This window comes from Chromobacterium sp. LK1 (assembly GCF_001043555.1).
Taxonomy (GTDB): domain Bacteria; phylum Pseudomonadota; class Gammaproteobacteria; order Burkholderiales; family Chromobacteriaceae; genus Chromobacterium; species Chromobacterium aquaticum.
Map to the genome: position 1 here is coordinate 16,086 of NZ_LDUI01000008.1, position 23,177 is coordinate 39,262.

Consider the following 23,177-nt stretch of genomic DNA (forward strand, 5'->3'; position numbering starts at 1 on the left):
TCATGCCGCGCCCGCTTTCAAGGCCGCGTTGATGATTTTCCACTGCCGGGCGGCGCCGGCGATGAACAGCAGCAGCAAGACGCCGGTGGCGATCTGGAGGCTGGGCGCATCCGGGCTGCTCAGCAGCGGATGGCCCAGGGGCAGCCGGGTGGAGGTTTCGGTGATGGCCGGAATCCAGTGGAACAGGAAGGTGGCGGATAGGCCGATGGCGGACACATGGGCGGCCTTGCCGCCGAAGACGCCTTTGAATTCGGCCAGCAAGGCCAGCAGCAGGGTGGCCAGCGTGATCAGGGCCAGCGCGTGCGGCTTGCCGAAGCCGCCATGCTGAAAAATGCCCAGGGCGGTGACGCAGCTGATCAAGGTGCCGATCACATAAGCCTGGCCCAGGCGATTGCGCGGGCTGATCCTACCGTCGCGCCACAGCGCGACGGCGCCGAAGACGACCGCCAGCAGGCTGATGATGGTGTGGAATACGCCTAAGGGGGTGAGTCCGAATAGCATGCTGTTCTCCTTCGCCATCTTGGGGTTTGCATTGAGGCCGGCTAGCCGGCCATGGCCGCTTCAAAACACTTCAACATCAGCCCAGCCGTTGTTGCCACAGCACTATCACTATAAGACCCAGGGCCATGATGCATTCCAGCCGGAAGAAATCCAGGCAGGACAGCAATTGCGATTGCTGCATCAGCTGGCCGACCAGCACCGCGATCCTCTGCTTGGCGCTCAACTCCGGCAAGGCCTGCTGCAACTGGTCCAGCGCGCTGTTGAAGGCCGGGTTGAGCTGGCTGAAGCCCTCGGACAGCCGCTGGTAGTGCAAGGCGTTGCGCGCTTGCAGGAACACGGTGCTGGCGGCCACGCCCATGGACAGCGACAGCTGGCGGACGATGTTCTTGGTCTGGTAGGCGCGGGCGAAGTCGGGCTGGCCGATATGGCTGAAGGTGGCCTGCGCCACCGCCATGATGAACAGGGACATGAAGCCGCCGTTGCAGATCAATATCGTCACGATCAGGCTGGCCGGCGCGTTTTGATTGAGGCCGGACATCAGCACGCCGTAGAGCAGCAGCAGGCCGCAGGCCGCCGCCATCATGGTGCGCACGCCGCGCGCCCGGCGCTTGAGCAATAAGAAGGCGTAGAGCGTGGAGAACAGGATGCCGGCGACAAAGCTCACCGACAGCAAGCGCCCGGTGGTCGGCAGGTCGAAGCCCAGCGCCTGCTGCGCCATCACCGGCAGGATGTAGCTGTTGGCGGAAACCAGCAAATAACAGCAGCTGTAAAAACCCAGGCCGGCCAGGTAGCGCAGCTGAAACAGCGCCTGCCGGTGCAGCGGGTGCCGCCGGCGGTGGTATTGCCAGCCCCAGCCGGCCAGCAGGGCCAGCGCGAGGATGGCCAGCAGCCATTCGGGGCGGGCGAAGAAGTCGTAGGGCAGTTGCTGTATCAGCCATTGCAGCGCCAGCACGCCGATGATCATGAATAGAAAGGCGCGCGAGCCCTGGGTCTGCGGATGGGCCGGCTCCGCCTGCTGGCTCAGCAGCCGGGTGGCCGGCCAGGCCAGCGCCAGCGCCGGCAGCACGGCGAAGAAAATCCAGCGCCAGTCCTGGCGGCTGATCAGTTCCGCGCCCAGCAGCGGGCCGCAGGCGGAGCCCAGCATCAGCGCATAGCCAAAGCAGAGCAGGCCCAGCATCTTGGCCTGGTCGCTCAGCGCGTTCACTTCCACCCGCGCCGCGGTGAAGAAGGCCGCGCCGCCCAGGCCTTGCAGCGCCCGGCCCAGTATCAGTTGGCCGGGACTATTGGCGAAACCGCATGTCAGCGCGCCGATGCCGAACACGATGATGGACAGGCGGATATAGCGCCGCATGCCCAGGCGGCGGCTCAGCCATTCGTGCTGCAACAGCACCAGGATGGCGGCGCTGGCATAGGCCATCGCCGCATAGCTGAATTCTTCCGGCGCGGCGCCGACGCCGCCCATCACTTGGCTGGACGCGAAGTTGAGCAGGCCGTTCTGGAAGAATTCCAGGCAGGCGACCAGCATGATGGAAATCAGATACCAGCGGGTGGGGTGGGGGCGTTCGGCATTCATGGGATAGACACTCGGGATGGTGTCCCCATTATCGGAGCCGGCTATAATTCAATGAAATCGATTGTTTACATGGTAGCTATCGAAATGAATGATATAGACGCGCTGTGGCTGCGGCGGCTGGACCTCAACAATATGGTGGCCCTGCATACCCTGCTGAGCACGCGCAGCGTCAGCGAAAGCGCGCGGCGGCTATGCCTGGGCCAGCCGGCGGTCAGCCATTTGCTCAAGCAGTTGCGGGAGCAATTGCAGGACCCGCTGCTGTGCCGGCACGGCCAGGGGATGATGCCCACCCCGTTCGCCGAGGCGCTGCTGCCGGAGCTGGAGGCCTGGCTGGGCGCCGGCGAGCGCCTGTTCCGGCAACGGCAGACCGAGCTGGACAAGGTGGAGAGGACGGTGCGGCTGGCGCTGCCCGATCCGCTGGAGGCGGCCTTGCTGCCCGGCCTGCTCAAGGCTTGCCGCGAGCAGGCGCCGGGCCTGAGCGTGGATGTGGCGGCGCTGTCTTCCGCCCAGGCGCTGGCGGCGCTGGAGTCGGCGCAGATTGATTACGCCGTCGGCTATTTTCCCTATCCCACGCCAAGACTGGAGCGGCAGATCTTGCTGCGCAATGGCTTCGCCTGCCTCTATCACCGCGATCAACTGCAGTTGCCGCCAGAGGTGGGGGCCGGCGAGGTGGCGGCCTGGCCGCATGTCTACACCTCTTATACCGGCGAAGCGGTGAGCCTGATCGACCACTATTTGCAGCGGCACGGCTTGCAGCGCCGCATCCTGGTCCGCACCGCCAGCCTGCTGGCCATCCCGCCGATCCTGGCGGCGGTGCCGGCGCTGGCGGTGCTGCCCGCCGCCGTTTGCGCCATCATCGGCCGGCATCACGCGGGCATTGCCAGCGCGCGGATAGACGAGCCCAGCTTGCAGCTAGACGTGGAGCTGCTCTGGCATCCGCGGGTGAATCAGGATCTGGTCCATCAATTCGTGCGGGCCGCGTTGACCGGGCAGAGCGCGGATGGGCGGCTGGGGGCGGCCTCCGGCACGGCCGCTTGAGAAGCGCATGCCTGGCGCGTGAAAGCTGAGCCTTATGAGCCGCTGGGGCAGCGCGGCGCATAGCGCGCCAGGCCTTGGTCTGGGTGCTTGATCCAATTGCCGATCTGCCGATAGACGCCGGGCAAATACGATTCCCGGCCCTGATACAGGAAGTAGGCTTGCTTGTACCATGGCCAGTCGGATTCGAGCTGGTAATTGAAGCTGGATGCCTTCATCAAGTTATGCGTCCCGCCGGGAATCAGCGCCACGCTGGCATCGGGCTTGGCGTGCAAGCTGTGTTGAAAGCGGCAGCTGTCGGTCTTGGCGTCGACATTCAAATCGTCCTCGCCCAAGGCGATCAGGACGGGGCCTTGCATGCGGCTTAGGAACGGACGCGAGTCGCTTTGGTAATTCTTCTGCACAAAGATCAAGCGGTCCGGCGACATATCGCTGCGTTGCGCCACCTGGCCCTTGGCCGCAGGCCCGAACAGGGCGTCGTTTTCTTGCCGCTCCCGCGCGAGCAAGGCTTGGATCTCCTCCGGGCTTTTACCCTGGCTGCGATAGCGCAGAGCCTGGTAGTACTGCCCTTGGTCCCGCCAGTTGGCGGCGCCGCCTATGATCACGGAAAAATCGCTGGCCTGGCGCGAGGCGGCAATGGGAATGACCCAGCCGGCTTGCGAGTAGCCGAAATAGCCGACGGGAATCTTTTGGCCTTGGTAATGGCCGGCGATCATTTCCCGCGCGGCGATGGCTTCGTCCGCCCGGTCGGACATGGATTGATGCAGCCAATTGCCCTGGCTTTTCCCTATGCCGGCCTTGTCCCAGCTGAAGATGGCCAGGTTCTCGGACAGCAGCAGATTGAACAAGGGGTAATAGCCATGGTTCGCATAGCGATCCATCGGCCCGTCGCCATGGATGAGCAAGATCACGGCATCCGGCGTTTTGTTCTCGGCTTGCAGCAAGGTGCCGGAAAGCCGCTGGCCATTGTGCTGAAACGTCAGCTCTTCCGACTTGATGCCGTTGAGCTCGAAGTCGTCGATATGGCTGCTGAAGAAGACGGCGGCGGCCAAGAGCAGGCCGCTCAGCAATAAGGCGGCCAGTAGATGGGTTTTTTTCATGAGAAGGGTGTCCGGCATCGTCCCGCCGCGGCGGGCGGCAAGGCGGGTCATGCTGTCCGGGGCGTGGGTTTGCAAAGATCCAGGGATATTCCCATTGAGTACTACTGTTTTGCAAACCTTTGCCGCGCCGCGGGTTTCGGCGCGGGCATGCCGGGCGGGCCGGATAGGCGTTGGACATGAAAAAAGCCGCCATCCTGATTGGGATGCGGCTTAGACATGGCGTGGACGGTTTGGAGCCGAAGTGGCGCCCCCGACAGCAACAGAACTATTGGATATGAGCCTTTGTTTTTAAGGTTGCATAGAGTTTTATTTGGAAAAATGCCCCCAAAAATGCCCCTCAAACGAGAAGCTTAGTGCTTTTTCTTGCCAGATGTTGGCGATTTCTTATCCTGTTTGGGTTTGTTTGCACCATTGCCATTGCAGCTAGCTGAAACAGGGAAAAGCCCTCGAATGACTCCTAAAAACGCAGCAAGGACATTAACCGTCACGCCCGTTGTGAGAGCGAAGATCACATTATCACTGATGGGTGGCTTAGGTAGAATTGTTGCAAGTAAGCCGTTTACGGAAACAACAACCATCCAAAAGCAGATACTTCCTTGGGCAAGGCTATAGGCTCTATGTGCATATTTATCTCGTAGCTCTCTATTTGCTTGGCGATCTTGAATGTCTTCTTGCTGGAGAGGGTTGGACTCGACCTTCTCTTCAGTGATTGTTGTCGTCTGTTCAGGTTGTGCTGCATCTCCAGCACTTGTTGACACAACAGGTGCTGATGGTGGGATATCCTCTTGAGGAATGGAAAATTCTGAATTTCCAGGAGGAAATGTAGGCTTCGGTATATTGGGTAAAGACAAAGAGGAAGCCGTGGATCCACGGCTCCGTGAGGGCTTTCTCTTCTGAGGTTTTTTTACATCTTGAGGTGCCGCTGGTGCAGCAGCTGCCTCCGGAGGGGGGAGTTCAGCAGCAGGAGAAGGCATATCTTCAAGTTGACCAGAGGAAGGCTTTTTTTCTTTTGGTGAATTCGGCACTTAGTTTCCTCTTACAACACTATTCTCTAAGCTATCTTTTAACTCCTCATTTGTGATGACAGTGCCATTGGCCTGACCTCCGTCATGCCATGCCGTCCCTGGTTGATGTGTTAGCCAGGAAAGTTGTGGGCCACTATAACCGCCATATGACTGAATGATGGAGTTGACCATATGCCAGCTACTTGTATCGGTGTCGGGAATGATTGGGCTTTTGCGGACATACTGACCATTCTCGAGCACAACATGTCCGCCATAGTCTGCGATCCTGTTGGAACCATATTCTTTGAAGTCATGGTACAAGGATGGTATGACGGGGCCATAGGGCCAGCGTGCAAAGAAATCATCAATCAAGGGGACCCGATAGTGAACCAGGTGCCAGCCTTGAGCGTAGTACATCAGTTTCTGGAGCTTCATCGGGGTCAGATCGACTAGTGCTCCTTCTTGCGCCCTCCTGACGAAGGCGTTGGCAACTGCCATTGCAGAGTAGGCCATGCATTCCTCCATAAGGTTGAGTGGGTTACTTGAAGGTTAGAATGTGATTGTGGCATACAGTTCATCATTTTTGATACATGAATCGTGTCAATGACATAGCAGTTTTGGTTCTAAAAGTTGATTTCAAGTGGTGATGTTGTAACTTAACCGCTTAAGGTGAGGCGGGGCCTTCGCAAAGTGGCAAGCTTGGTCCATCCCTAAATTTTTTATTTCGCGGTAAAAAATACAGACCGAAGCACGCGGTTCCGCCTGTGTCGGTATCCCTGAAGGATTTCACCCCCCCTCCCTTGGGGCTTCCAAGCGGTAGCACTTCACCTGGCGCCGGCCGCGCGCGGTGGTTCGCTCGGTGAACTCAGCCCGAACGCGGCCCAGCCTTACCAGGCGTACCATACAGGCCGACAGTGCCCCCAGTTCCTCATAGTCTTCCAGGTAGGTTTGTATCTCGTTCAGCGTCAGCCCGCGGCGGTGTGCGCCGGCGTCCTCAACCAACCACAGAACGCGTTGCGACAGGCTGGCGCGTCGGCTGGGGCGGGGTGGAACCATGCGTGTTTCTCCTGCGGTTGAGTACAAAATGGGGCGCACCGGCGCCCCATATGTGCCGGTTTGGTGGCGTGGCCTAGGGTTTCCGGATCTCGCTCAGCCCGCGCTGAATGATCTCCGTTACCGCCTGATTGCCTACCGCCGCGCAGGCTTCCACCAGCAGCGGGAAGGCGCGGCGAGTGTTGACCTGTTCGCTCATCAGCCAGGTTTCCAGATACTCGGTCCGAGGGTATTGGTGGGCACGAAACAGGGCGATGGTGGCTTCCAAGATGCGTCGTGCTCGGTCCCGGCCTTCTGGTGTGCCGTCGCTGTGGTCATGCATCAGGCCGGCAAGTAGTAGGAGCGTGGCCGGCATGCTCAGCAGGTAGCCGCCCTCAGGGTCTTCCGGGTTCGGTTTGAAATGGTCGTTGGTATCAATGGATGAGGTCATGCGGCTTGCTCCCAGTGCTGGAGGGGTTGGTAGTGGCAGATGCCGATGAAGTGCCAGTGCTGATAGCCTGGGTCAGATGGCAGGTTGCTGACGCGCCAGGGGCGGTGATGATGGCGGCACTGGCCCATGACGACGGAGCGCGGTTTGCCCGGCAGGCCGGCGGCGGTCAGCGCCTGGTACCGGTTCTCGCTGTAAGCCTGCACACCCAGCCAATGGGCGCAGTTCATGCAGTTGCCTTCTTGTGCGGCCAGTGTTTCGGCCAGCGCGCGGGGCACGCCGCCGTCGTGCTCCATGATGGCGGCGCGCTCTTCGAAAGCTTCGCGGTCGGCAGGGCGGGTATGGTGTCGCGTGAGGTGGGCATCCAGGCAAGACACCAGCTCGGCCACCGGCACCCGGTCCAGATCCAGTTGCCGGCGCAGGGTGTGTTGCCATGCGATGCGTGCGGCAGCATCCCAGCGCTCAAGTTGGCAAATCTGGGCAACACGTCGCCGAAGGTCATCGGGCAGGCCAGGGGGTGTTTTTTCCTCCTCCTGATCAATTTTCAGGGGTGACTGTTTTTTGGTGGGAACAGTGGGAACAGTGGGAACAACTTCCTGAAACCCTTGTTGGGCTTGGCTTTCAGACGTTCCCACTTTTTGTTCCCCCGTTCCCGTGTTCCCACTTTTTGTGTTGTCCGGGGCGGTTTTGTCGTTCGGGTGCAGGGTGGTGCTCAGCCATTTGGGTAAGGTCATTCTTCGCCCTCCAGTGTCGCGCTGGTCAGCACGTACACGTTCACGGTTGCAGAATCCAGCGCCTTGATCCGCTTCTTGCGGGTGCTGCGCCGCTTGTTGCCCTCGGTGTCGCCGGGTAGCAGCCAGCCGCAACGCAGCAGCGCCCGGGCGGCGATTAATGGTGTGTAGCCGCGGCACAACTCTTTCTTGAACGGTTCGGACAGTACCCAGAACTGCAGCACGCCTTGATCGTCGGTGAAGGTGAAGCCGGCGCGGTTCAGGTGTCGGGCCAGCACCTCCGGCGCCGCGTCATGCGGAGGGAAGCGCGTCGAACTGTGGGCTTGCATGAAGCCGCTGACTTGAGCGAACAGCGCGCGGTCATCGGCGGCCATGCCGGTATTGTTCTCGGCCAGCCATTCACGAAAGCAACGCCGGGCCGCCTGTGCGGCCTCGCCCGGGCGCCAGCCGGTGACGCCGTAACGGGTGGCCAGTTCGCCGGCAAATGCCACGAGGGCGAAGCGCGCGGCGACTCGGCCCACCTCTTGCGCGGCGCCGGCCGGCACGCCCAGAAACTCAATCAAGCCGGTGATGCTGGCTTTGATGTCGTGCCGGATCTCGTCCAGTGCCTCGGGCGGAGTCAGCGCGGCGAGAAAGGCCGGGCCGGCGGTGCCGTGGAATTGCCGGGTGTGGGCCTTCATGGCGTCGGCAAAGGCCTGGCCGCTGTCGTGCTGGTGTAGCTGCTCCAGTGTGCCCAGGCCTGCGCCAGCATCGGCAGGGATGGCAGGTAAGCGTGCGATCTGGCCGCCCTTGGCGTGCTTGCCGGCTTCGGCCATGTGCTGGGCCAAGTCGATCTCGCCGGCAGACAACAACATCACGCGCCAGGTGTGGGCCGGTCGGTTGCCGCCTTCTTTGTTCATGCGCGCCTTGGCCTGGCCATTGGCGATCAGGTAGGCCGCGCCGCCGGCGTCAGCGGCGGCAATCTGCGCCAGCTCATCCAGGATCAGCAAGCCATCATTGCGGCCCAGGCACAGCGCCTCAAGTCCGTTCTGGGTGGTGCGCCACTTCTTGGCGAACTGGTCAGGGTGGCCCCAGACGCTGGCCGCCGGATCCAGCAGGGTGGAAGTCTTGCCTTTGGAGGTGGTGCCGACGAAGTGGAAGCCGCCGCCGGACTCGCCGGCCATGTCGGCCAGTACCCCCGCGAAGGCGACGGCGATAGCGAACACGATGCGGCTGTTGCCGGCCGCCGCCGCGGCGACGTGCGCTTGCCACTGGGCCAGGGTGCCGGCCTGGTCAAAGTCACCGCTGTCCGCACCCTGGTAAATCACGCCTTCGCCATCCTGCTGGCCAAAGACCTGGCCGGGCAGCACATAGCGCAGATCATGCCAGCCGATGCGGGACACGCAGCGAAGCCGGGTGGCGGCGGCCTGGCGGTGGCTCAGCACATAGTCCACCAGCTTCAGACGCGCCTTAGTGCTGGTGGAGATGGTCAGGCCACCCCGCACCAGTTCGCGGCGAAAGTCGGTGGTGTCGCTGGCGGCCAGCATCTCTACTGGGCAGGCCCAGCGGTGGGCGTGGCCGTCGTTGTCGCGCCACTCCAGCAAGCGGCCCCAATTGGACTGCTGGGCATCGCGCGTCTCGGCCAGCACATGCAGTGGCGAGGCCAGCCACCAGGGTGGCGCCGGGTCTTTGCCGTCCTCCGCCGGTGGCACCCAATACACGCCATCTCGCTGCCAGGGAATGCCTTCCACGATGAAGAAAGGGGAGCCATCCGCCGGCACGGAAGGGCTGTTTGCCGGCAAAAAGTGGGAACACTCGGGAGTGGGAACGGAAAAATGGGAACGGCTGAAAGCCTCGTCTGGCTTGGGTTGTAGCGGTTCTGTTCCCACTGTTCCCACTGTTCCCACCAAAAAACAGTCACCCCGAAAAACGCTCTCGATGACGGCTTCCAGGCCGGCCAGTTGGTGCAGGTCGTTGAAGTCGCTCGGCAGTGTCTGATGCTGCTGCTGGAATTGCGCCACCAGCTCGGGGGAGAACGGCGGAACCACGGCCTGCGCGCGTGGCTGTAATAAGGTGGCCGCCTTGGCGGCAGCCTGCTGGCCGGTCTGGCTGGTGTCGCTGTCGCCGCAGACGATGACGTGCACCGCCGGCGGCAGGGTGCTGGCCAGCCGCTCCGCCACCGTCACCAGGTTGTGGGCGTTGAAGGTCACTACTACCGGCCGCCCGGTGGCCTGGTGCAAGCTGCAGCCGGTGGCCCAGCCTTCGCACATCAGCACCGTGTCAGCGTTCTTGAGCCGGCCCAACACCAGCGATGCCCCCTTGACCTGGCCACCGGTCAGGAATCGTTTGCCGCCGTCGGCGCCGATGATCTGCAGGTTGACCAGTTCGCCGGCGGCTCGCAGCGGGATCAGCAGCATGTCGCGTAGTTGGGCCGCGCCGGTCGGCACTATGCCTTTGCGGCTCAGATAGGGGTGCTGGGCGCTGATGCTATGCCCCCGGCTCCACAGGTGGGCGGCCTTGAGCTTGGCTGCTTGGCGCTGCTGTTCGGCCAGTGCTGCGGCCTCGGCCAGTGCCGCGGCGCGCTCAGCGTCCAGGCGGGCCCGCTCCTCAGTACTCGGTGCGGTGTAGGGCTGCTCTGGACGGTAGCCTTGGCGGATGGCCTCGGCAAACAGGCTGGCGATGGTGACGCGCCCGGCCGGCTTGATCGACTTCCAGACGGCTCTGGCGGCCTTGGCCTGGTAGTTGTTGGCGGTCTGGCTCCAGTCGTCCCAGATAGGGAAGCCGGCTTCGCCCAGCTCGGACTTGATGGCCATGGCCATCAGCACCCAGCCTTCCCGCTCATGGGCGTCCAGGTGCTGGAGCGCCTGGCGAATGTGCTCGGTGTTGCTGCTCATTGCATGCCTTTCGGACGTAGGGAGGCCCGCGCCCGGAAACGTGTCCGTTCGGTGGTCAGGGCCGCCCCAAGTCAAATTGTGGAGAGAGGGTTAGCTTGGGGTGGCGGTGGGCGTGCCGGCGTCCATGCGCTCGATCTCCCGCTTGAAGGCGGCCAGCATGTCGGCGGTACTGCCGTGGCTGTGATAGCGCATGCTGCCATCGGTATATAGGGTGATTGCCAAGTGGGCGTGAACGGTCTTGCCGGTGGCGTCGCGCGTGCCGGGGACGGAATGGGTGTGGTTGGTGATAGACATGAGTAGGTTTCCATTGTGAGTTTGGAACCTGCCTCCCGTCGCCAAACGGAGAGAGCAGGCACGTAACGGGGTTGGCGAACCAGCACAATGGAACTGGCAGCCCTTATCGGGCTCCCCGCTACGGCCTGCCCGAAACTGGACGTGACTATAGCGGTGTACGGACGCAAAAAATGCCGCATGTGGCGGCAGTCCGCCATTGTGATCCAGGTCGCCAAACCCGGTCCCGCAAGAGGGCGGGACATGGGCATTATTGCGCGGTAGGGGGAAGGTGGCAAGGCGGCTCATGCGGAAAGCCTCCCGGTGTCGTTGGCGGCCAGTCGCTGGCGTTGGACCTGAGCAAAGCTTAGCAGGTCGTGCTTGCGCTCATCGTAGCTTTTACCCATGCCCAGCAGCACCATATCTTGGGCTTCCAGCAGTTCAAGCAGGCGCAAATCGGCCTTGCTTAGCCGGTCACGGTCCACCGAATCAAACTGACCGGTCAGTACCCAGTTGAGTAGCCGCGCCTCATTACTGTAGTGGTGCTGGGCGGTGCTTTTGCCGGCCGCCATCCGAGAGAGGTTCACCATGTCGCACACGCCACGGAAGCGCGCGCCGGCATCGTGGCGGGCCAGGGCCCAGCTCTCTGGACTGCTGTCGCCGCGGATGAGTTGGTCTATCTGCTCATCACACCAGATGGCAAAGCGCACATCCAGCCAGCGGGCAAAGGCGGTGGCCAACTTAGGATGCAGCCAGGTGCCGCCGCCGGTGTCGGGGTTGCCGGGCTTGCTTCTGACGAAGCCGGTTTGCTTGGCCAGTTTCAGGAGCTTGGCGCGAGACGCCCCCGATGTGCTGGGCAAGATGCTGATTTTATTCAACTCCTGCACAAACTCGGAATTGCCTTGGTGCTGGGCCAGTGCGGCCAGGTAATCGACGGTATCGCGCTGGTGGAGCCAGTCGCTGGGCTCCTTGCCAAAGTGGCCGGCGGCGCGGGTGGCGTTGAACCATGCGTCCGCGGTGAAGTGCTGGGCAAGGCCTTGGTATTGGACTTGAATGAGCTTGGCCATTATGCGGCCTCCCTGCTCATCAAGATGCGGGCCTCAATCCATTCGGTCACTTCTGATTCGATCCAACCAACGGCGCCAGTGCCTAAGCTGATTGGTTTAGGAAAGTTGGTGTCGTGGCGCGGAGAGTTGGGATTCAGCTTATCGTAGATAGTGGATCGGGAAAGGCCCGTGCGAGTCTCGACTTGCTTGCGACGTAGAATTGCTGGGGTGTTTTGGAATATACCGGTCATGCTCAGCCTTCCTTGGATTCCTATTGGGAAGGCGTAAGGTAATCCCTATGCAATAAAAAAAGCTGTCGAGTAGGTCATGATCGACGTGGAGTAGAGGTTACTCCACGTCAATGTGTAGTCGCTGGCACTCTCCTAAAAGTCTCTCGATTCTATCCTTTGTGAGAGGGGGCCTTCCTGTTTGTGGCCAAAAGAGAGGGGCTTTCTCATCAATAAACCCTGCCCAATCACGATTAGATTCTTTGCATTTTTCTGGCCAATTGCATAAGCAATAAATTGCTGCGCGAAGTATTTGCTCTCGGTATGTCGCAAACCTTTCTGCAGTGGGGTGTGGTCCTTTGGGCGGGTTTGTATTGAGGCCGTGGTGAATTGATTTGCTGGGGGTGTCTTGTTGTAGGTTTTCAATTTCCCATTCGGGTAAGAATAAGTTTCTTAAGTGTAGTTCGATGGGGATGTCAGTTTCGGCATACCAATAATCGCCATGTTTATCTACTTGATAGAATTCGGTTGCTTCACAGTGGCCCTCTAGTTCAAATGTCCTCATGTCGTCTGAGTGGACGATATATATTCCATCCGGGGTTATGTCTTCAGATTTTGGAGTGTTTTCGCTGTCTATGAAGCAACGACTTTTCTTGAGTAGGGTTATTTGTCCGTACAGATTTGCATAAAGAGTTATAGCGCCGTGGGCTGCCCAATGAATTAAATCATCAGTTGTGCACCCTAAAATAGTGGCTCCTTGTTCTAGGCGGTGGTATTCCCGATAAGGGAGATTAAACTTTAGTGGCTCTTTAGGTCGCATTTTCGGCTCATCTTTCATTGGGAATTAAGTATTACAATCTAAGCTATTTCTGTAGGCTTTCAATGTAATCACCCCACCAGCACAGCATGGAACGACGCTCCTCCATGTACTCAGCCCGGTTGTAGGCAGCACGCACCTTGTTTCGCTCGATGTGGCTTAGTTGGCGCTCGATGGCGTCAGGGTTGAACCCGCCTTCATTCAAGATGGTTGAAGCAGTGGAGCGGAAGCCGTGGACATCTGCCTTGCCCTTGAAGCCCATGCGGTGGAGGGCCCGGCGTAATGTCTCAGGAGACATAGGACGGCTTGGTTGGTTGCGGTTAGGGAATACATGCTCTCGGCCACCGCTGATTGTGCGGAGCTCCTGCAGTATTGCTATGGCCTGCGGAGCCAGGGGCACCAGGTGGGGCGGGGCCGTCTTCTTGCTCTTTTCTGTGAGTTTGCGGTGCTCAGGTGGGATCGTCCAAAGCGCGGCGTCAAAGTCGATTTCTTTCCATTTGGCTGCGGCCAGCTCTCCCACTCTGGTAAAGGTCAACAAGATCAAGCGCATCATCAACTTGGTTTGTTTGGTGCCGTCGTACTTCTCAAGGGCGGCTAGGAAGTCCGGTATTTCATCGCGCTTGAGTGCTTTCCTTGGTTGGGCCTGTTGTGTCTTGAGTGCACCTACCAACGGCGCCGCCGGGTCGCTGTCACAGCGGCCGGTCAGAATGCCTAAGCGGAAGACCGCGGAGCAGCGTTGTCGCAGGCGTGTGGCGGTGTCGATGTTTCCGGCCTGCTCGACTTTCCTTATCACCTCCAGCAGTTCCAAGGGCTTGATATCGGAAATGGGGCGTTGGCCTATGAAGGGAAAGATGTGTTGCTCCATCGCCGCCATGACGCGACCAGAATGAGCGGCGCTCCACTCGTGGCTTTCCTTGGCGTGCCACTCTTTGCATATAGCTTCGAAGGTGTTGGCTGCAGCAACCTTCGCTGCCAGCTTGCCGGCTTTGCGAATGGCGCCTGGGTCTTGGCCATCTTGTAATTGCCTGCGAGCTTCGTCTCGCTTCTCTCGGGCTTCCTTCAAGCTGACGTTCGGATAGACGCCAAGGGCTAGCCTCTTTTCCTTGTCCCCAAAGCGATACTTCAGCCGCCAGTACTTGGAGCCATTCGGCATCACTTCCAGGTACATACCCCTCTCGTCAGCTAGGCGCAGGGGCTTGCCATCCTCGCGCGGTTCAGCAGTTTTACAGGTGCGGTCAGTGAGGGGCATAGGGGCATCCTCTAGAGCTGGTGTGGGGGCACTGGGGGCATCAAAAAATACCCCTGAGTGAGGTTCCCCCGATTATGCCCCTTGGTGCCCCCGGAACTCAACGGCTTCGATAGGTATGCTTAGGACAACAAAAAACCCGCAGAGCCTTGTGCTGTGCGGGTTTCGTGGAACTGCTAGGACTGCTTGGGAAATTAATTTGGCGCCCCCGACAGGAATCGAACCTGTAACTGCCCCTTAGGAGGGGGCCGTTATATCCATTTAACTACGGAGACGCTGTGAAAAGCTTGATTCAAAAATCATTAAAAGGCTCGCGAGCTAGAGCGAGACAAGGCGAAAACGGCTGAAGAAGCGGAATGTACATACGGTACATGAGCATTCTGAAGACGTTTTCAACGCGGTATCGCTGACGCGCAGCAGACTTTTGTCCTTAGGCGCTGCGGTCCACCGACAGGCGGGCCAACTCCACCAAGGCCTGACGGGTGTCCGATTCCGGAATCGGCGCCAGCGCGGCAACGGCTTGTTCGGCCACTTTGACCGCTTCGGCCCGGGCGTAGTCCAGCGCGCCGCAGGATTGTACCGCAGCCAGCACGTCCTGGAAACGATCGCGGCTGGCGTGTTCCAGCGCGTCGCGCACGGTGGCGGAGGCTTCCGGGCTGCCATTGCGCATGGTGTAGATCAGGGGCAGCGTCGGCTTGCCTTCGGCCAGGTCGTCGCCCAGGCTCTTGCCTATGGTGTCGGCGTCGCCGCTGTAGTCCAGCACGTCGTCGATGATCTGGAAGGCGGTGCCCAGGTACATGCCGTATTCGGCCATCGCCTGCACCTGTTCGGCGCTGGCGCCGGCGCTGAGCGCGCCGACGCGGGCGGAGGCTTCGAACAGCTTGGCGGTCTTGTACTTGATCACGCGCAGGTATTCGTCTTCGGTCACGTCGGTGTTGCCGATATTGAGCAGCTGCAGCACCTCGCCCTCGGCGATGATGTTGGTGGCTTCCGCCATCACTGCCAGGATGTCCATATTGCGGGTGGTGACCATCATCTGGAAGGCGCGGGTGTAGAGGAAGTCGCCCACCAGCACGCTGGCGGCGTTGCCGAACAGCGCATTGGCGGTTTCGCGGCCGCGGCGCAGGTCGGATTCGTCCACCACGTCGTCGTGCAGCAGGGTGGCGGTGTGGATGAATTCGATCATCGCCGCCAATTCGTGCAGCTGCGCGTCGCCGTGGCCCAGCGCGCGGCCGGACAGCAGGGTCAGTACCGGGCGCAGGCGTTTGCCGCCGGCGGAAATGATGTATTCCGCTACCTGGCGGATCAGGACGACATCGGAGTGCAGTCGGGCGCGGATGACGCGGTCGACCGCCTGCATGTCGTCGGCTATCAGTGTACGGAAAAGCGGGGTGGACACGATCTCAACCAGTTATATGAATTGGGTACGCCAAAGCCGGGAATGTTACCAGAAAAGCCGCTCCAGCCGCCATGGGCCGCGTACTGCCGGACTAAGTCGATGAAATCATTGACAACTTGATGGCGGGTCCGTATAGTTTCGCGTTCTCCCGCGCTAGAGCGGCGAGATTTTATTATCAGGAGCACATGCGAATGTATGCGGTCATAAAAACCGGCGGCAAGCAGTACAAAGTTGTCGTTGGTGAAAAACTCAAAGTAGAACAGATACCTGCAGACGTCGACAGCCAGATCGTACTTGAAGAAGTGCTGATGATTGCTGACGGTGAACAGGTTGTTGTAGGCGCCCCGATGATTGCCGGCGCTACTGTTAAGGCCACCGTTGTTTCCCACGGTCGTGGCGACAAGATCCGCATCTTCAAGATGCGTCGTCGTAAGCACTACCAGAAACATCAGGGTCATCGTCAAAACTTCACCGAAATCCGCATCGACGCGATTTCGAAGTAAGGATAAACAGTCATGGCACACAAAAAAGCAGGCGGTAGCTCCCGCAACGGTCGTGACTCCGAAGCCAAACGCCTGGGCGTTAAGGTTTACGGCAGCGAACTGATTCCGGCAGGTTCCATCATCGTGCGTCAGCGCGGCACCCGCTTCCACGCTGGTGAAAACGTTGGTCAGGGCAAGGATCACACCTTGTTCGCCAAGGTTGACGGCTACGTTGAATTCACCGTTAAAGGTGCAATGAAGCGCAAGATCGTTAATGTGGTTCCGTACACCGGCGTAGACGGCGAATAAATTCGCTTTCTTAGGGATCTATGGATCCTCCGGGGAAAGCCCTATCCTGTGATAGGGCTTTTTTCATACCCGAGGGGCAAGGCGTGAGGGTGGCCGCGAGTCCATCCTGACCCCTGACTCCTCGCCAGAACAGAGGTTGAAAACATGAAATTTATCGATGAAGCCCGCATTGAAGTGTTCGCGGGCCGCGGCGGCAACGGCGTGGCCAGTTTCCGCCGCGAGAAGTTCGTTCCTTTCGGCGGCCCGGACGGCGGCGACGGCGGCAAGGGCGGCAGCGTGTACGCGGTGGCGGACGAGAACGTCAACACCCTGGTGGAGTTCCGCTTCGTCAAGAAATACCTGGCCGAACACGGCGAGCGCGGCCGCGGCGCCGATTGCTATGGCAAGGGCGGCGACGACATCGAGCTGAAAATGCCGGTGGGCACGGTGATCACCGACCACGACACCGGCGAGCTGGTGGCGGATCTGACCCATCACGGCCAGCGCATCATGATTGCGCGCGGCGGCAAGGGCGGCCTGGGCAATATCCATTTCAAATCCTCCACCAACCGCGCGCCGCGTCAGTGCACGCCGGGCGAGCAGGGCGAGCAGCGCACGCTGAAGCTGGAGTTGAAGGTGCTGGCCGACGTCGGCCTGCTGGGCATGCCCAACGCCGGCAAGTCCACCTTCATCCGCGCGGTGTCGGCGGCGCGCCCCAAGGTGGCGGATTATCCGTTCACCACGCTGCATCCCAATCTGGGGGTGGTGCGCATGGACGATACCCGCAGCTTCGTGATCGCCGACATTCCCGGCCTGATCGAGGGCGCGGCGGAAGGCGCCGGCCTGGGCCATCGCTTCCTCAAGCATTTGCAGCGCACCGGCCTGCTGCTGCACGTGGTGGACGTGGCGCCGTTCGATCCCAATGTCGATCCGGTGCGCGAGGCGCGCGCCATCGTCGAGGAATTGAAGAAGTACGATGATGAGCTGCACGGCAAGCCGCGCTGGCTGGTGCTGAACAAGGTGGACATGTTGCCGCCGGATGAGCGTGAACTGACGGTGTCCGCCTTCCTCAAGGCCTATGGCTGGCCGGAACAGCAGCCGGACGACCGCTTCGGCTTCGATCTCACGGCGCCGCGCGTGTTCAGCATTTCCGCGCTGAACCATGAAGGCACCCGCGAACTGACCTTCGCCATCATGTCCTATCTGGACGTGGTGCGCGCCGAGCAGCGCAAGCAGGCGGACGAGGCTCAGAAGCAGGCCGCCGCCGCGCGTCAGACCATGATTACTCCGGATGCGGCGATGCATCAGGACACGACGGAAGAGTAAGAAGCTGTCCAAAGTCCGCTGCGCTTAGACGATGCTGCGTTGAATCCGTCTTGTACCTAGGTACATTCCGCTTTCTCAGCCGCCTCTCTCTTGCTCGCTAGACTTTGGGCGGGTTCGGCATCCGCTGCAAGCAAGAAGGCCAGTCTCGCGACTGGCCTTTTTCTTTATCGATCCGCCATCGCGGGCATCGCCCGCCGCGTCGCCCACCAGAACAACAGCGCCAGCAGGCTGACGGCGGCGCCGAGCAAGCATACGGCTTGCCAGCCGGCATGGGCATAGACGGCGGTGGTGCCGATTGCGCCCAGCCCGCTGCCCAGCGCGTAGAACAGCATGTACAGCCCGACCAGCCGGCTATGGGCATCAGGCCGGGCGCGGAAAATCAGGCTCTGGTTGCTGACGTGCAGCGCCTGGCCGCCCAGGTCCAGCAGCACGATGCCTAATAGCAGCGCCGCCAGCGATTGCGGCATCAGCGCCAGCGGCCACCAGGCCAGTAGCAGCAGAGCCAGCGCCGCCGCGCTGGTGCGCTGGCCATGTCCGCGGTCGGCCCAGTGCCCGGCGCGCGCGGCGGCCAGCGCGCCGATGGCGCCCACCAGGCCCAGGGCGCCGATGGCGGTGTGGGAGTAGTTGTGGGGCGGTGCGCTCAAGGGCAGTACCAGCGCGCTCCAGAAAATGTTGAAGGCCGCGAACATCAGCAGCGCCAGCATGCCGCGGATTTGCAGCGTCTTTTCCCGCCGCAGCAGCGTTAGCATGGAGGCGATCAGCTCCGGGTAGCGCATTGAGGGCTTGGCGACGGCCAGCGCGGGCAGCCGTCGCCACAGCGGCAGCGCAATCGCCAGCATCAGCGCGGCGGCGGCAAGGTAGACGCCGCGCCAGCCGGCCAGGTCGCTGACGGCGCCGGCGAACACCCGCGCCAGCAGCAGGCCGATGAAGACGCCGCTTTGCGCCGCGCCGACGACGCGTCCTTGTTCATGCGGCGCGGCGGCGCTGGCCGCGTAGGCGATCAGCCCCTGCGTCATCGCCGTGCCCAGCAGGCCGACCGCGAGCATGCCGGCCAGCAGCGCCGGCGCGGAACGCGCGATGGCCACCGCCGCCAGCGCGGCTGCCAACGCCAGCAGCTGCGCGCTCATCAACCGGCGGCGCTCCAGCAGATCGCCCAGCGGCACCAGCAGCAGCAAGGCCAGCGCGCAGCCGATCTGAGTGGCGGTGACCACGCCGCCAATGGCGGCCTGGCTGATGGCGAAATCACGGGCCAGCGCGTCCAGCAGGGGCTGGGCGTAATAGACGTTGGCCACGCTCAGGCCGCTGGCGACGGCAAACAGCCATAGCAGGCCGGCGGGCATATTGGCCGGGCGCGCCGGCGCGCGCTTCAAGGGTGACGATGGTGTGTGCCTGGCGTTCATGGTCTCGAGTTCATTTAATCTAGTTGCAAAATGAAACCGATTGAATACTAGGACATCTGGTTTTAAAATGCAACTGATTGCCCCATTCACCACCGCATGCAAGGAAAGCCGATGTCGCCCCGCAAGATCATGACCATGAAAGATGAGCCTTGTCCCGTCGCCCGCGGCGTCGATGTGGTGGGGGATCGTTGGTCGTTGCTGATCGTGCGCGACGCCTTCGACGGCATGCGCCGCTTCGGCGATTTCCAGCGCAGCCTGGGCGTGGCCCGCAACATCTTGTCCGACCGGCTGCGCAAGCTGGTGGATGCCGGAATCCTCGCCACCAAGGCGGCTTCGGACGGCAGCGCTTATCAGGAGTATGTGCTGACGGCGAAGGGGGAAAGCCTGTTCGCGGTGGTGCTGGCCTTGCGCCAGTGGGGCGAGCGGCATCTGTTCGCGCCGGGCGAGCGCCATTCCTTATTGGTGGACAAGCAGAGCGGCCAGCCCGTGCCCTTGATGTCGCCCAGGGACGCGGACGGCGTCGAGCTTGCGCCTGAGGCCACCGAGGTGCGCAAGCTGGCGTGAGCCGATAGGCCGCCGGAGCCGCCGCGCAGCCAGACGCTGGGCTGATCCTTCCCTCATGTTTCAGGGCTGCGGCCCCTTACCCTTCCCGCCTTCTTACCTGTCTGCCTTGTCCTCGTCTGCCATTTGAACAGCGCCCCCGGCAGGGGACGGTAGTTTGTTCATGTGAAGACTTTTTCACTTGCAGGTACACCCATTCCGATACCAAGCGTTACTTGTGTGGGCGCTTGGATGTTGTATTTTGTCCTCAACAGGCCGCGAATTCGCCGGATCGCTGAAATACCCAGTCATTAATTTTTTCAGATGACATGACGTAAGCTTAGATAAGGGCGGTGTTGGCGGCGGGCAGCGGAGACGGTATAGACAAATTGCTCTATTTATATAACATGAACCGCTCAGCCCCTCGCGGAGCTGGACCAAACCAGAGGGCAAAAGCCCCAAGCGCTTTATCTTGTGAAATGCATATGCCGGGCTGTCGGCTCGGGGTTTTCACCGTTGGCTGTAGATGAAGTCTATGAGGAGAAGCAAATGAAGAAAGCGTTGGCTGTGATGGCCTTGGGTCTGATGACCGCATCGATTGGGGCATGGGCCAAGGACTGGAAGGAAGTCCGTTTCGGCGTGGACGCAAGCTACGCGCCGTTTGAATCCAAGGCCTCCAATGGCCAGCTGGTCGGCTTCGACATCGATCTGGGCAATGAAATCTGTAAGCGTTTGAAAGCCAAATGCGTATGGGTGGAAAACGATTTCGACGGCATGATCCCGGCCTTGAAAGCCAAGAAATTCGACGGCGTGCTGTCCTCGATGTCGGTGACCGAGGCGCGGATGAAAGAGATCAGCTTCTCCGCCAAATTGTTCAACACCCCGACACGGATGGTGGCCAAGACCGGTTCCGGCCTGATGCCGACTCCGGCCGCGCTGAAGGGCAAGCGCGTGGGCGTGGAGCAGGGCACCATCCAGGAAGCCTACGCCAAGAAACACTGGGCGCCGGCCGGAGTGGAAGTGGTGCCTTACCAGAACCAGACCCAAGTGCTGTCCGACCTGGTGGCCGGCCGTCTGGACGCTTCGCTGCAAGACGCGGTGCAGGCTGACGAAGGTTTCCTGAAGAAGCCGGACGGCAAGGGCTTCGGCTTCGCCGGCAAGGAGCTGGTGGATCCGCAAACCCTGGGCGAAGGCGCCGCCATCGGCCTGCGCAAGGAAGACAAGGAATTGAAGGCCGACATCGACAAGGCCATCGCCGGCATGCTCAAAGACGGTACCTACAAGAAGCTTGAGAAGAAATATTTCAACTTCGACGTTTACGGCAAGTAAACGCTAAGAGCCTGTTCAAGGCCTCGCGGGCTAAGGCGAGACAAGGCGAAAACAGCTGAGGAAGCGGAATGTACAAGTGGTACATGAGCATTTCGAAGCTGTTTTCAACGCCGTATCGCCGACGCACAGCAGGCTTTGAACGGGTTCTAGCCAGCCGCCGACAAAACCGCTGCATTGGAACCCGCAGCGCTTCCGTGGCCGCCATAGGCCATCCGTTTTGTCGGCGGCTCGTCTTTTGCGCAAGTCAGGACCGGCGCGACGCGTTGCGCCGCCGCTCCTGAAAGGGGATGAGCATGTTTTTGTATGGATTCGGTTCCATTATCTGGGAAGGCACGCTGGTGACGCTGGAGCTGGCGGTGCTGTCCTTATTGCTGGCCTTTCTGATCGGCCTGGTCGGCGCCGGCGCCAAGCTGTCCAGCAATCGCCTGCTGAGCGGGGTGTCCACCTTGTACACCACGCTGATCCGCGGCGTACCGGACCTGGTGCTGATGCTGCTGATCTTCTACAGCCTGCAGATCGGCATCAACCGTCTGACCGAGTGGCGGGGCATGGAGCGGATAGATTTGAATCCCTTCGTGTCCGGCGTGGTGACGCTGGGCTTCATCTACGGCGCGTATTTCACCGAAACGCTGCGCGGCGCCTTCATCTCGGTGCCCAAGGGCCAGCTGGAGGCCGGCACCGCCTATGGTATGAATCCTTGGCAGGTGTTTTGCCGCATCCAGTTTCCGCAGATGATGCGCTTCGCGCTGCCCGGCATTTCCAATAACTGGCAGGTGATGCTGAAAGCCACCGCGCTGGTGTCCATCATCGGCCTGACCGACGTGGTCAAGGTGTCGATAGACGCCGGCAAGAGCACTTACAAGGTGTTCTTCTTCACCCTGGTGGCCGGGGTGATCTATCTGCTGCTCACCACCGTGTCCAATTTCGTGCTGATGTGGCTGGAGCGCCGTTATTCCATGGGCGTGCGGGAGGCCGAACTATGATAGACATCATTCAGCAGTACTGGCGCCCCTTCCTGTGGTCGGACGGCTATCACTTGTCCGGCCTGGCCGTCACCATGTGGTTGCTGGTGCTGTCCATCGCCTTCGGCTTCGTCGTGTCCATTCCGCTGGCGGTGGCGCGGGTATCCAAGGTCAAATGGCTGGCGCGCAGCGTCTGGTTCTACACCTACGTGTTCCGCGGCACGCCGCTCTATGTGCAGCTGCTGTTCTTCTACACCGGCATGTACAGCCTGGACGCGGTGCGCGAGGTGGGTTTCCTCAACCATTTCTTCCGCGAAGGCTATAACTGCACCATTCTGGCGTTCGCGCTGAATACCTGCGCTTACACCACCGAGATCTTCGCCGGCGCGATCAAGGCCACCCCTTACGGCGAGATCGAAGCCGGCCGCGCCTATGGCATGAACAAGTTCACCTTGTACCGGAGGGTGATCATTCCGTCGGCGCTGCGCCGCGCGCTGCCGGCGTACAGCAATGAAGTGATCCTGATGCTGCACGCCACCACCGTGGCCTTTACCGCCACCGTGCCGGACATCCTGAAAGTGGCGCGCGACGTCAACGCCGCCACCTACGACTCCTTCAATGCCTTCGGCCTCGCCGCGCTGATCTATTTGAGCGTCACCTTCATCCTGGTGGGGCTGTTCCGCAAGGCCGAGACCAGATGGCTGGCCTATCTGCAGCCGACGAAACACTGAGAAACGGATTCCATGATGGACAAGCTGAATATCCAGAACATCCACAAAAGCTATGGCAACCATGAAGTGCTCAAGGGCATCTCGCTGCAGGCCAAGGCCGGCGACGTGATCAGCATCATCGGCTCCTCCGGTTCCGGCAAGAGCACCTTTCTGCGCTGCATCAATTTCCTGGAAAAACCGAATCAGGGCAGCATCAGCCTGAACGGCGAGGCGATACGTCTCAGCCCCACCAAGCAAGGCGAACTGATGCCGGCGGACCAGAAGCAGCTGCAGAGCATGCGCACCAAGCTGGCCATGGTGTTCCAGCATTTCAATCTGTGGGCGCATATGACGGTGCTGGAAAACGTGATCGAGGCGCCGGTGCACGTGTTAGGGATTTCCAAGGAGGAGGCGACCCAGCGCGCGGTCAAATACCTGCAGAAAGTGGGGTTGGACGAGCGCGCCCAGGCCAAGTACCCGGCGCATTTGTCCGGCGGCCAGCAGCAGCGGGTGGCGATAGCGCGCGCGCTGGCGATGGAGCCGGAGGTGATGCTGTTCGACGAGCCGACCTCGGCGCTGGACCCGGAACTGGTGGGCGAGGTGCTGAAGGTGATGCAGGCGCTGGCCGAGGAGGGTCGCACCATGATCGTGGTCACCCATGAGATGGGTTTCGCCCGCAATGTGTCCAACCACGTGATGTTCCTGCACCAGGGGCGGGTGGAAGAGGAAGGACATCCGGACGAGGTGTTCGGCAATACCAAGAGCGAGCGCTTGAAGGCCTTCCTGTCGGGCAGCCTGAAGTGATTTGAGCCTTACCCTGCTCAAGGGGGATACAAGC

The 23,177-nt window shown here is 60.9% G+C and carries 24 protein-coding genes and 1 tRNA gene; 9 read left to right on the forward strand and 16 right to left on the reverse strand.

Annotated elements, in window-relative coordinates; translation table 11 throughout:
• Positions 1 to 501: a hypothetical protein gene (locus tag VI26_RS04690; protein ID WP_156183740.1), complete on the reverse strand. Its 501-nt coding sequence runs from the start codon at positions 499 to 501 to the stop codon at positions 1 to 3.
• 76 nt (positions 502 to 577) lie between these two features.
• Positions 578 to 2,074 carry an MFS transporter gene (locus VI26_RS04695; protein ID WP_048408602.1) on the reverse strand — a complete coding sequence of 499 codons (1,497 nt, stop codon included), beginning with the start codon at positions 2,072 to 2,074 and terminating at the stop codon, positions 578 to 580.
• A gap of 84 nt (positions 2,075 to 2,158) precedes the next feature.
• On the opposite strand from VI26_RS04695, the gene VI26_RS04700 reads away from it, so the two are divergent.
• Positions 2,159 to 3,112, forward strand: a complete 954-nt coding sequence (locus VI26_RS04700; RefSeq protein WP_053074230.1) for a LysR family transcriptional regulator — start codon at positions 2,159 to 2,161, stop codon at positions 3,110 to 3,112.
• A 32-nt stretch (positions 3,113 to 3,144) separates the two neighbouring features.
• Here the strand turns inward: VI26_RS04700 and VI26_RS04705 are convergent, their stop codons facing one another.
• The 13 genes from VI26_RS04705 to VI26_RS04760 all read right to left on the reverse strand — a co-directional run bounded on the left by VI26_RS04705 (position 3,145) and on the right by VI26_RS04760 (position 15,263).
• Positions 3,145 to 4,209: a S9 family peptidase gene (locus VI26_RS04705; protein WP_048408603.1), complete on the reverse strand. Its 1,065-nt coding sequence runs from the start codon at positions 4,207 to 4,209 to the stop codon at positions 3,145 to 3,147.
• Positions 4,210 to 4,559: 350 nt separating this feature from the next.
• On the reverse strand, positions 4,560 to 5,234 hold the full coding sequence (locus VI26_RS24300; RefSeq protein WP_156183741.1) for a hypothetical protein: 675 nt from the start codon (positions 5,232 to 5,234) through the stop codon (positions 4,560 to 4,562).
• Positions 5,235 to 5,726: a Panacea domain-containing protein gene (locus tag VI26_RS23625; RefSeq protein ID WP_082150888.1), complete on the reverse strand. Its 492-nt coding sequence runs from the start codon at positions 5,724 to 5,726 to the stop codon at positions 5,235 to 5,237. It abuts the gene before it with no gap.
• Between the two features lie 616 nt (positions 5,727 to 6,342).
• Positions 6,343 to 6,696 carry a hypothetical protein gene (locus VI26_RS04720; protein ID WP_048408606.1) on the reverse strand — a complete coding sequence of 118 codons (354 nt, stop codon included), beginning with the start codon at positions 6,694 to 6,696 and terminating at the stop codon, positions 6,343 to 6,345.
• Positions 6,693 to 7,427 (reverse strand): hypothetical protein, encoded by a 735-nt coding sequence (locus VI26_RS24305; protein WP_156183742.1) that lies wholly within the window; start codon positions 7,425 to 7,427, stop codon positions 6,693 to 6,695. Before VI26_RS24305 ends, VI26_RS04720 begins: the two co-directional genes overlap by 4 nt.
• Entirely contained in the window at positions 7,424 to 10,297 is a 2,874-nt protein-coding gene (locus tag VI26_RS23100) for a DUF927 domain-containing protein (protein WP_053074231.1), read from the reverse strand. Before VI26_RS23100 ends, VI26_RS24305 begins: the two co-directional genes overlap by 4 nt.
• A 90-nt stretch (positions 10,298 to 10,387) precedes the next feature.
• Entirely contained in the window at positions 10,388 to 10,591 is a 204-nt protein-coding gene (locus VI26_RS04735; RefSeq protein ID WP_019102716.1) for a hypothetical protein, read from the reverse strand.
• A 281-nt stretch (positions 10,592 to 10,872) separates the two neighbouring features.
• Positions 10,873 to 11,634, reverse strand: coding sequence for a KilA-N domain-containing protein (locus VI26_RS04740; RefSeq protein WP_048408608.1), 762 nt, complete (start codon positions 11,632 to 11,634; stop codon positions 10,873 to 10,875).
• Positions 11,634 to 11,864: an AlpA family transcriptional regulator gene (locus tag VI26_RS04745; RefSeq protein ID WP_048408609.1), complete on the reverse strand. Its 231-nt coding sequence runs from the start codon at positions 11,862 to 11,864 to the stop codon at positions 11,634 to 11,636. The genes VI26_RS04740 and VI26_RS04745 overlap by 1 nt, the downstream gene beginning before the upstream one ends.
• A 97-nt stretch (positions 11,865 to 11,961) precedes the next feature.
• Entirely contained in the window at positions 11,962 to 12,678 is a 717-nt protein-coding gene (locus VI26_RS24310; RefSeq protein WP_156183743.1) for a hypothetical protein, read from the reverse strand.
• A 25-nt stretch (positions 12,679 to 12,703) separates the two neighbouring features.
• Positions 12,704 to 13,906 carry an integrase arm-type DNA-binding domain-containing protein gene (locus VI26_RS04750; protein WP_048408610.1) on the reverse strand — a complete coding sequence of 401 codons (1,203 nt, stop codon included), beginning with the start codon at positions 13,904 to 13,906 and terminating at the stop codon, positions 12,704 to 12,706.
• 197 nt (positions 13,907 to 14,103) lie between these two features.
• A tRNA-Arg gene (locus VI26_RS04755) sits at positions 14,104 to 14,178 on the reverse strand.
• Positions 14,179 to 14,333: 155 nt separating this feature from the next.
• Positions 14,334 to 15,263, reverse strand: coding sequence for a polyprenyl synthetase family protein (locus VI26_RS04760; protein ID WP_048408611.1), 930 nt, complete (start codon positions 15,261 to 15,263; stop codon positions 14,334 to 14,336).
• A gap of 230 nt (positions 15,264 to 15,493) precedes the next feature.
• Here VI26_RS04760 and rplU point away from each other — a divergent pair, with 230 nt between their 5' ends.
• The 3 genes from rplU to obgE all read left to right on the forward strand — a co-directional run bounded on the left by rplU (position 15,494) and on the right by obgE (position 17,398).
• On the forward strand, positions 15,494 to 15,805 hold the full coding sequence (gene rplU / locus VI26_RS04765) for a 50S ribosomal protein L21 (RefSeq protein ID WP_039753142.1): 312 nt from the start codon (positions 15,494 to 15,496) through the stop codon (positions 15,803 to 15,805).
• Between the two features lie 12 nt (positions 15,806 to 15,817).
• Complete coding sequence (gene rpmA, locus VI26_RS04770; protein WP_048408612.1) at positions 15,818 to 16,093, forward strand: 50S ribosomal protein L27; 276 nt, start codon at positions 15,818 to 15,820, stop codon at positions 16,091 to 16,093.
• Between the two features lie 144 nt (positions 16,094 to 16,237).
• Complete coding sequence (gene obgE / locus VI26_RS04775; protein ID WP_048408613.1) at positions 16,238 to 17,398, forward strand: GTPase ObgE; 1,161 nt, start codon at positions 16,238 to 16,240, stop codon at positions 17,396 to 17,398.
• 164 nt (positions 17,399 to 17,562) lie between these two features.
• Here obgE and VI26_RS04780 read toward each other — a convergent pair whose 3' ends face one another.
• Entirely contained in the window at positions 17,563 to 18,798 is a 1,236-nt protein-coding gene (locus VI26_RS04780) for an MFS transporter (protein ID WP_048408614.1), read from the reverse strand.
• A gap of 111 nt (positions 18,799 to 18,909) precedes the next feature.
• Between VI26_RS04780 and VI26_RS04785 the strand changes: the two genes are divergently transcribed.
• The 5 genes from VI26_RS04785 to hisP all read left to right on the forward strand — a co-directional run bounded on the left by VI26_RS04785 (position 18,910) and on the right by hisP (position 23,143).
• Complete coding sequence (locus VI26_RS04785; protein WP_048408615.1) at positions 18,910 to 19,362, forward strand: helix-turn-helix domain-containing protein; 453 nt, start codon at positions 18,910 to 18,912, stop codon at positions 19,360 to 19,362.
• 525 nt (positions 19,363 to 19,887) lie between these two features.
• The gene (locus tag VI26_RS04790; RefSeq protein ID WP_048408616.1) at positions 19,888 to 20,667 is read left to right on the forward strand and encodes an ABC transporter substrate-binding protein; all 780 of its coding nucleotides are present in this window, start codon (positions 19,888 to 19,890) and stop codon (positions 20,665 to 20,667) included.
• A gap of 293 nt (positions 20,668 to 20,960) precedes the next feature.
• On the forward strand, positions 20,961 to 21,650 hold the full coding sequence (locus VI26_RS04795) for an ABC transporter permease (RefSeq protein WP_048408692.1): 690 nt from the start codon (positions 20,961 to 20,963) through the stop codon (positions 21,648 to 21,650).
• Complete coding sequence (locus VI26_RS04800) at positions 21,647 to 22,360, forward strand: ABC transporter permease (RefSeq protein ID WP_048408617.1); 714 nt, start codon at positions 21,647 to 21,649, stop codon at positions 22,358 to 22,360. The genes VI26_RS04795 and VI26_RS04800 overlap by 4 nt, the downstream gene beginning before the upstream one ends.
• Before the next feature lie 15 nt (positions 22,361 to 22,375).
• Entirely contained in the window at positions 22,376 to 23,143 is a 768-nt protein-coding gene (gene hisP, locus VI26_RS04805) for a histidine ABC transporter ATP-binding protein HisP (protein ID WP_048408693.1), read from the forward strand.
• Positions 23,144 to 23,177 lie beyond the last annotated feature (34 nt).

Excerpts from the sequence above, each read along its gene's own strand:
- VI26_RS04780 (WP_048408614.1), bottom strand. The coding sequence starts at position 18,798 with ATGAACGCCAGGCACACACCATCGTCACCCTTGAAGCGCGCGCCGGCG.
- VI26_RS04750 (WP_048408610.1), bottom strand. The coding sequence starts at position 13,906 with ATGCCCCTCACTGACCGCACCTGTAAAACTGCTGAACCGCGCGAGGAT.
- VI26_RS04720 (WP_048408606.1), bottom strand. The coding sequence starts at position 6,696 with ATGACCTCATCCATTGATACCAACGACCATTTCAAACCGAACCCGGAA.
- VI26_RS23100 (WP_053074231.1), bottom strand. The coding sequence starts at position 10,297 with ATGAGCAGCAACACCGAGCACATTCGCCAGGCGCTCCAGCACCTGGAC.
- VI26_RS24310 (WP_156183743.1), bottom strand. The coding sequence starts at position 12,678 with ATGAAAGATGAGCCGAAAATGCGACCTAAAGAGCCACTAAAGTTTAAT.
- VI26_RS04695 (WP_048408602.1), bottom strand. The coding sequence starts at position 2,074 with ATGAATGCCGAACGCCCCCACCCCACCCGCTGGTATCTGATTTCCATC.
- hisP (WP_048408693.1), top strand. The coding sequence starts at position 22,376 with ATGGACAAGCTGAATATCCAGAACATCCACAAAAGCTATGGCAACCAT.
- VI26_RS23625 (WP_082150888.1), bottom strand. The coding sequence starts at position 5,726 with ATGGCCTACTCTGCAATGGCAGTTGCCAACGCCTTCGTCAGGAGGGCG.
- obgE (WP_048408613.1), top strand. The coding sequence starts at position 16,238 with ATGAAATTTATCGATGAAGCCCGCATTGAAGTGTTCGCGGGCCGCGGC.
- VI26_RS04745 (WP_048408609.1), bottom strand. The coding sequence starts at position 11,864 with ATGACCGGTATATTCCAAAACACCCCAGCAATTCTACGTCGCAAGCAA.
- VI26_RS24305 (WP_156183742.1), bottom strand. The coding sequence starts at position 7,427 with ATGACCTTACCCAAATGGCTGAGCACCACCCTGCACCCGAACGACAAA.
- VI26_RS04690 (WP_156183740.1), bottom strand. The coding sequence starts at position 501 with ATGCTATTCGGACTCACCCCCTTAGGCGTATTCCACACCATCATCAGC.
- VI26_RS04795 (WP_048408692.1), top strand. The coding sequence starts at position 20,961 with ATGTTTTTGTATGGATTCGGTTCCATTATCTGGGAAGGCACGCTGGTG.
- VI26_RS04790 (WP_048408616.1), top strand. The coding sequence starts at position 19,888 with ATGAAGAAAGCGTTGGCTGTGATGGCCTTGGGTCTGATGACCGCATCG.
- VI26_RS04760 (WP_048408611.1), bottom strand. The coding sequence starts at position 15,263 with ATGCAGGCGGTCGACCGCGTCATCCGCGCCCGACTGCACTCCGATGTC.
- VI26_RS04735 (WP_019102716.1), bottom strand. The coding sequence starts at position 10,591 with ATGTCTATCACCAACCACACCCATTCCGTCCCCGGCACGCGCGACGCC.
- rplU (WP_039753142.1), top strand. The coding sequence starts at position 15,494 with ATGTATGCGGTCATAAAAACCGGCGGCAAGCAGTACAAAGTTGTCGTT.
- VI26_RS04700 (WP_053074230.1), top strand. The coding sequence starts at position 2,159 with ATGAATGATATAGACGCGCTGTGGCTGCGGCGGCTGGACCTCAACAAT.
- VI26_RS04785 (WP_048408615.1), top strand. The coding sequence starts at position 18,910 with ATGTCGCCCCGCAAGATCATGACCATGAAAGATGAGCCTTGTCCCGTC.
- VI26_RS04705 (WP_048408603.1), bottom strand. The coding sequence starts at position 4,209 with ATGAAAAAAACCCATCTACTGGCCGCCTTATTGCTGAGCGGCCTGCTC.
- VI26_RS04740 (WP_048408608.1), bottom strand. The coding sequence starts at position 11,634 with ATGGCCAAGCTCATTCAAGTCCAATACCAAGGCCTTGCCCAGCACTTC.
- rpmA (WP_048408612.1), top strand. The coding sequence starts at position 15,818 with ATGGCACACAAAAAAGCAGGCGGTAGCTCCCGCAACGGTCGTGACTCC.
- VI26_RS04800 (WP_048408617.1), top strand. The coding sequence starts at position 21,647 with ATGATAGACATCATTCAGCAGTACTGGCGCCCCTTCCTGTGGTCGGAC.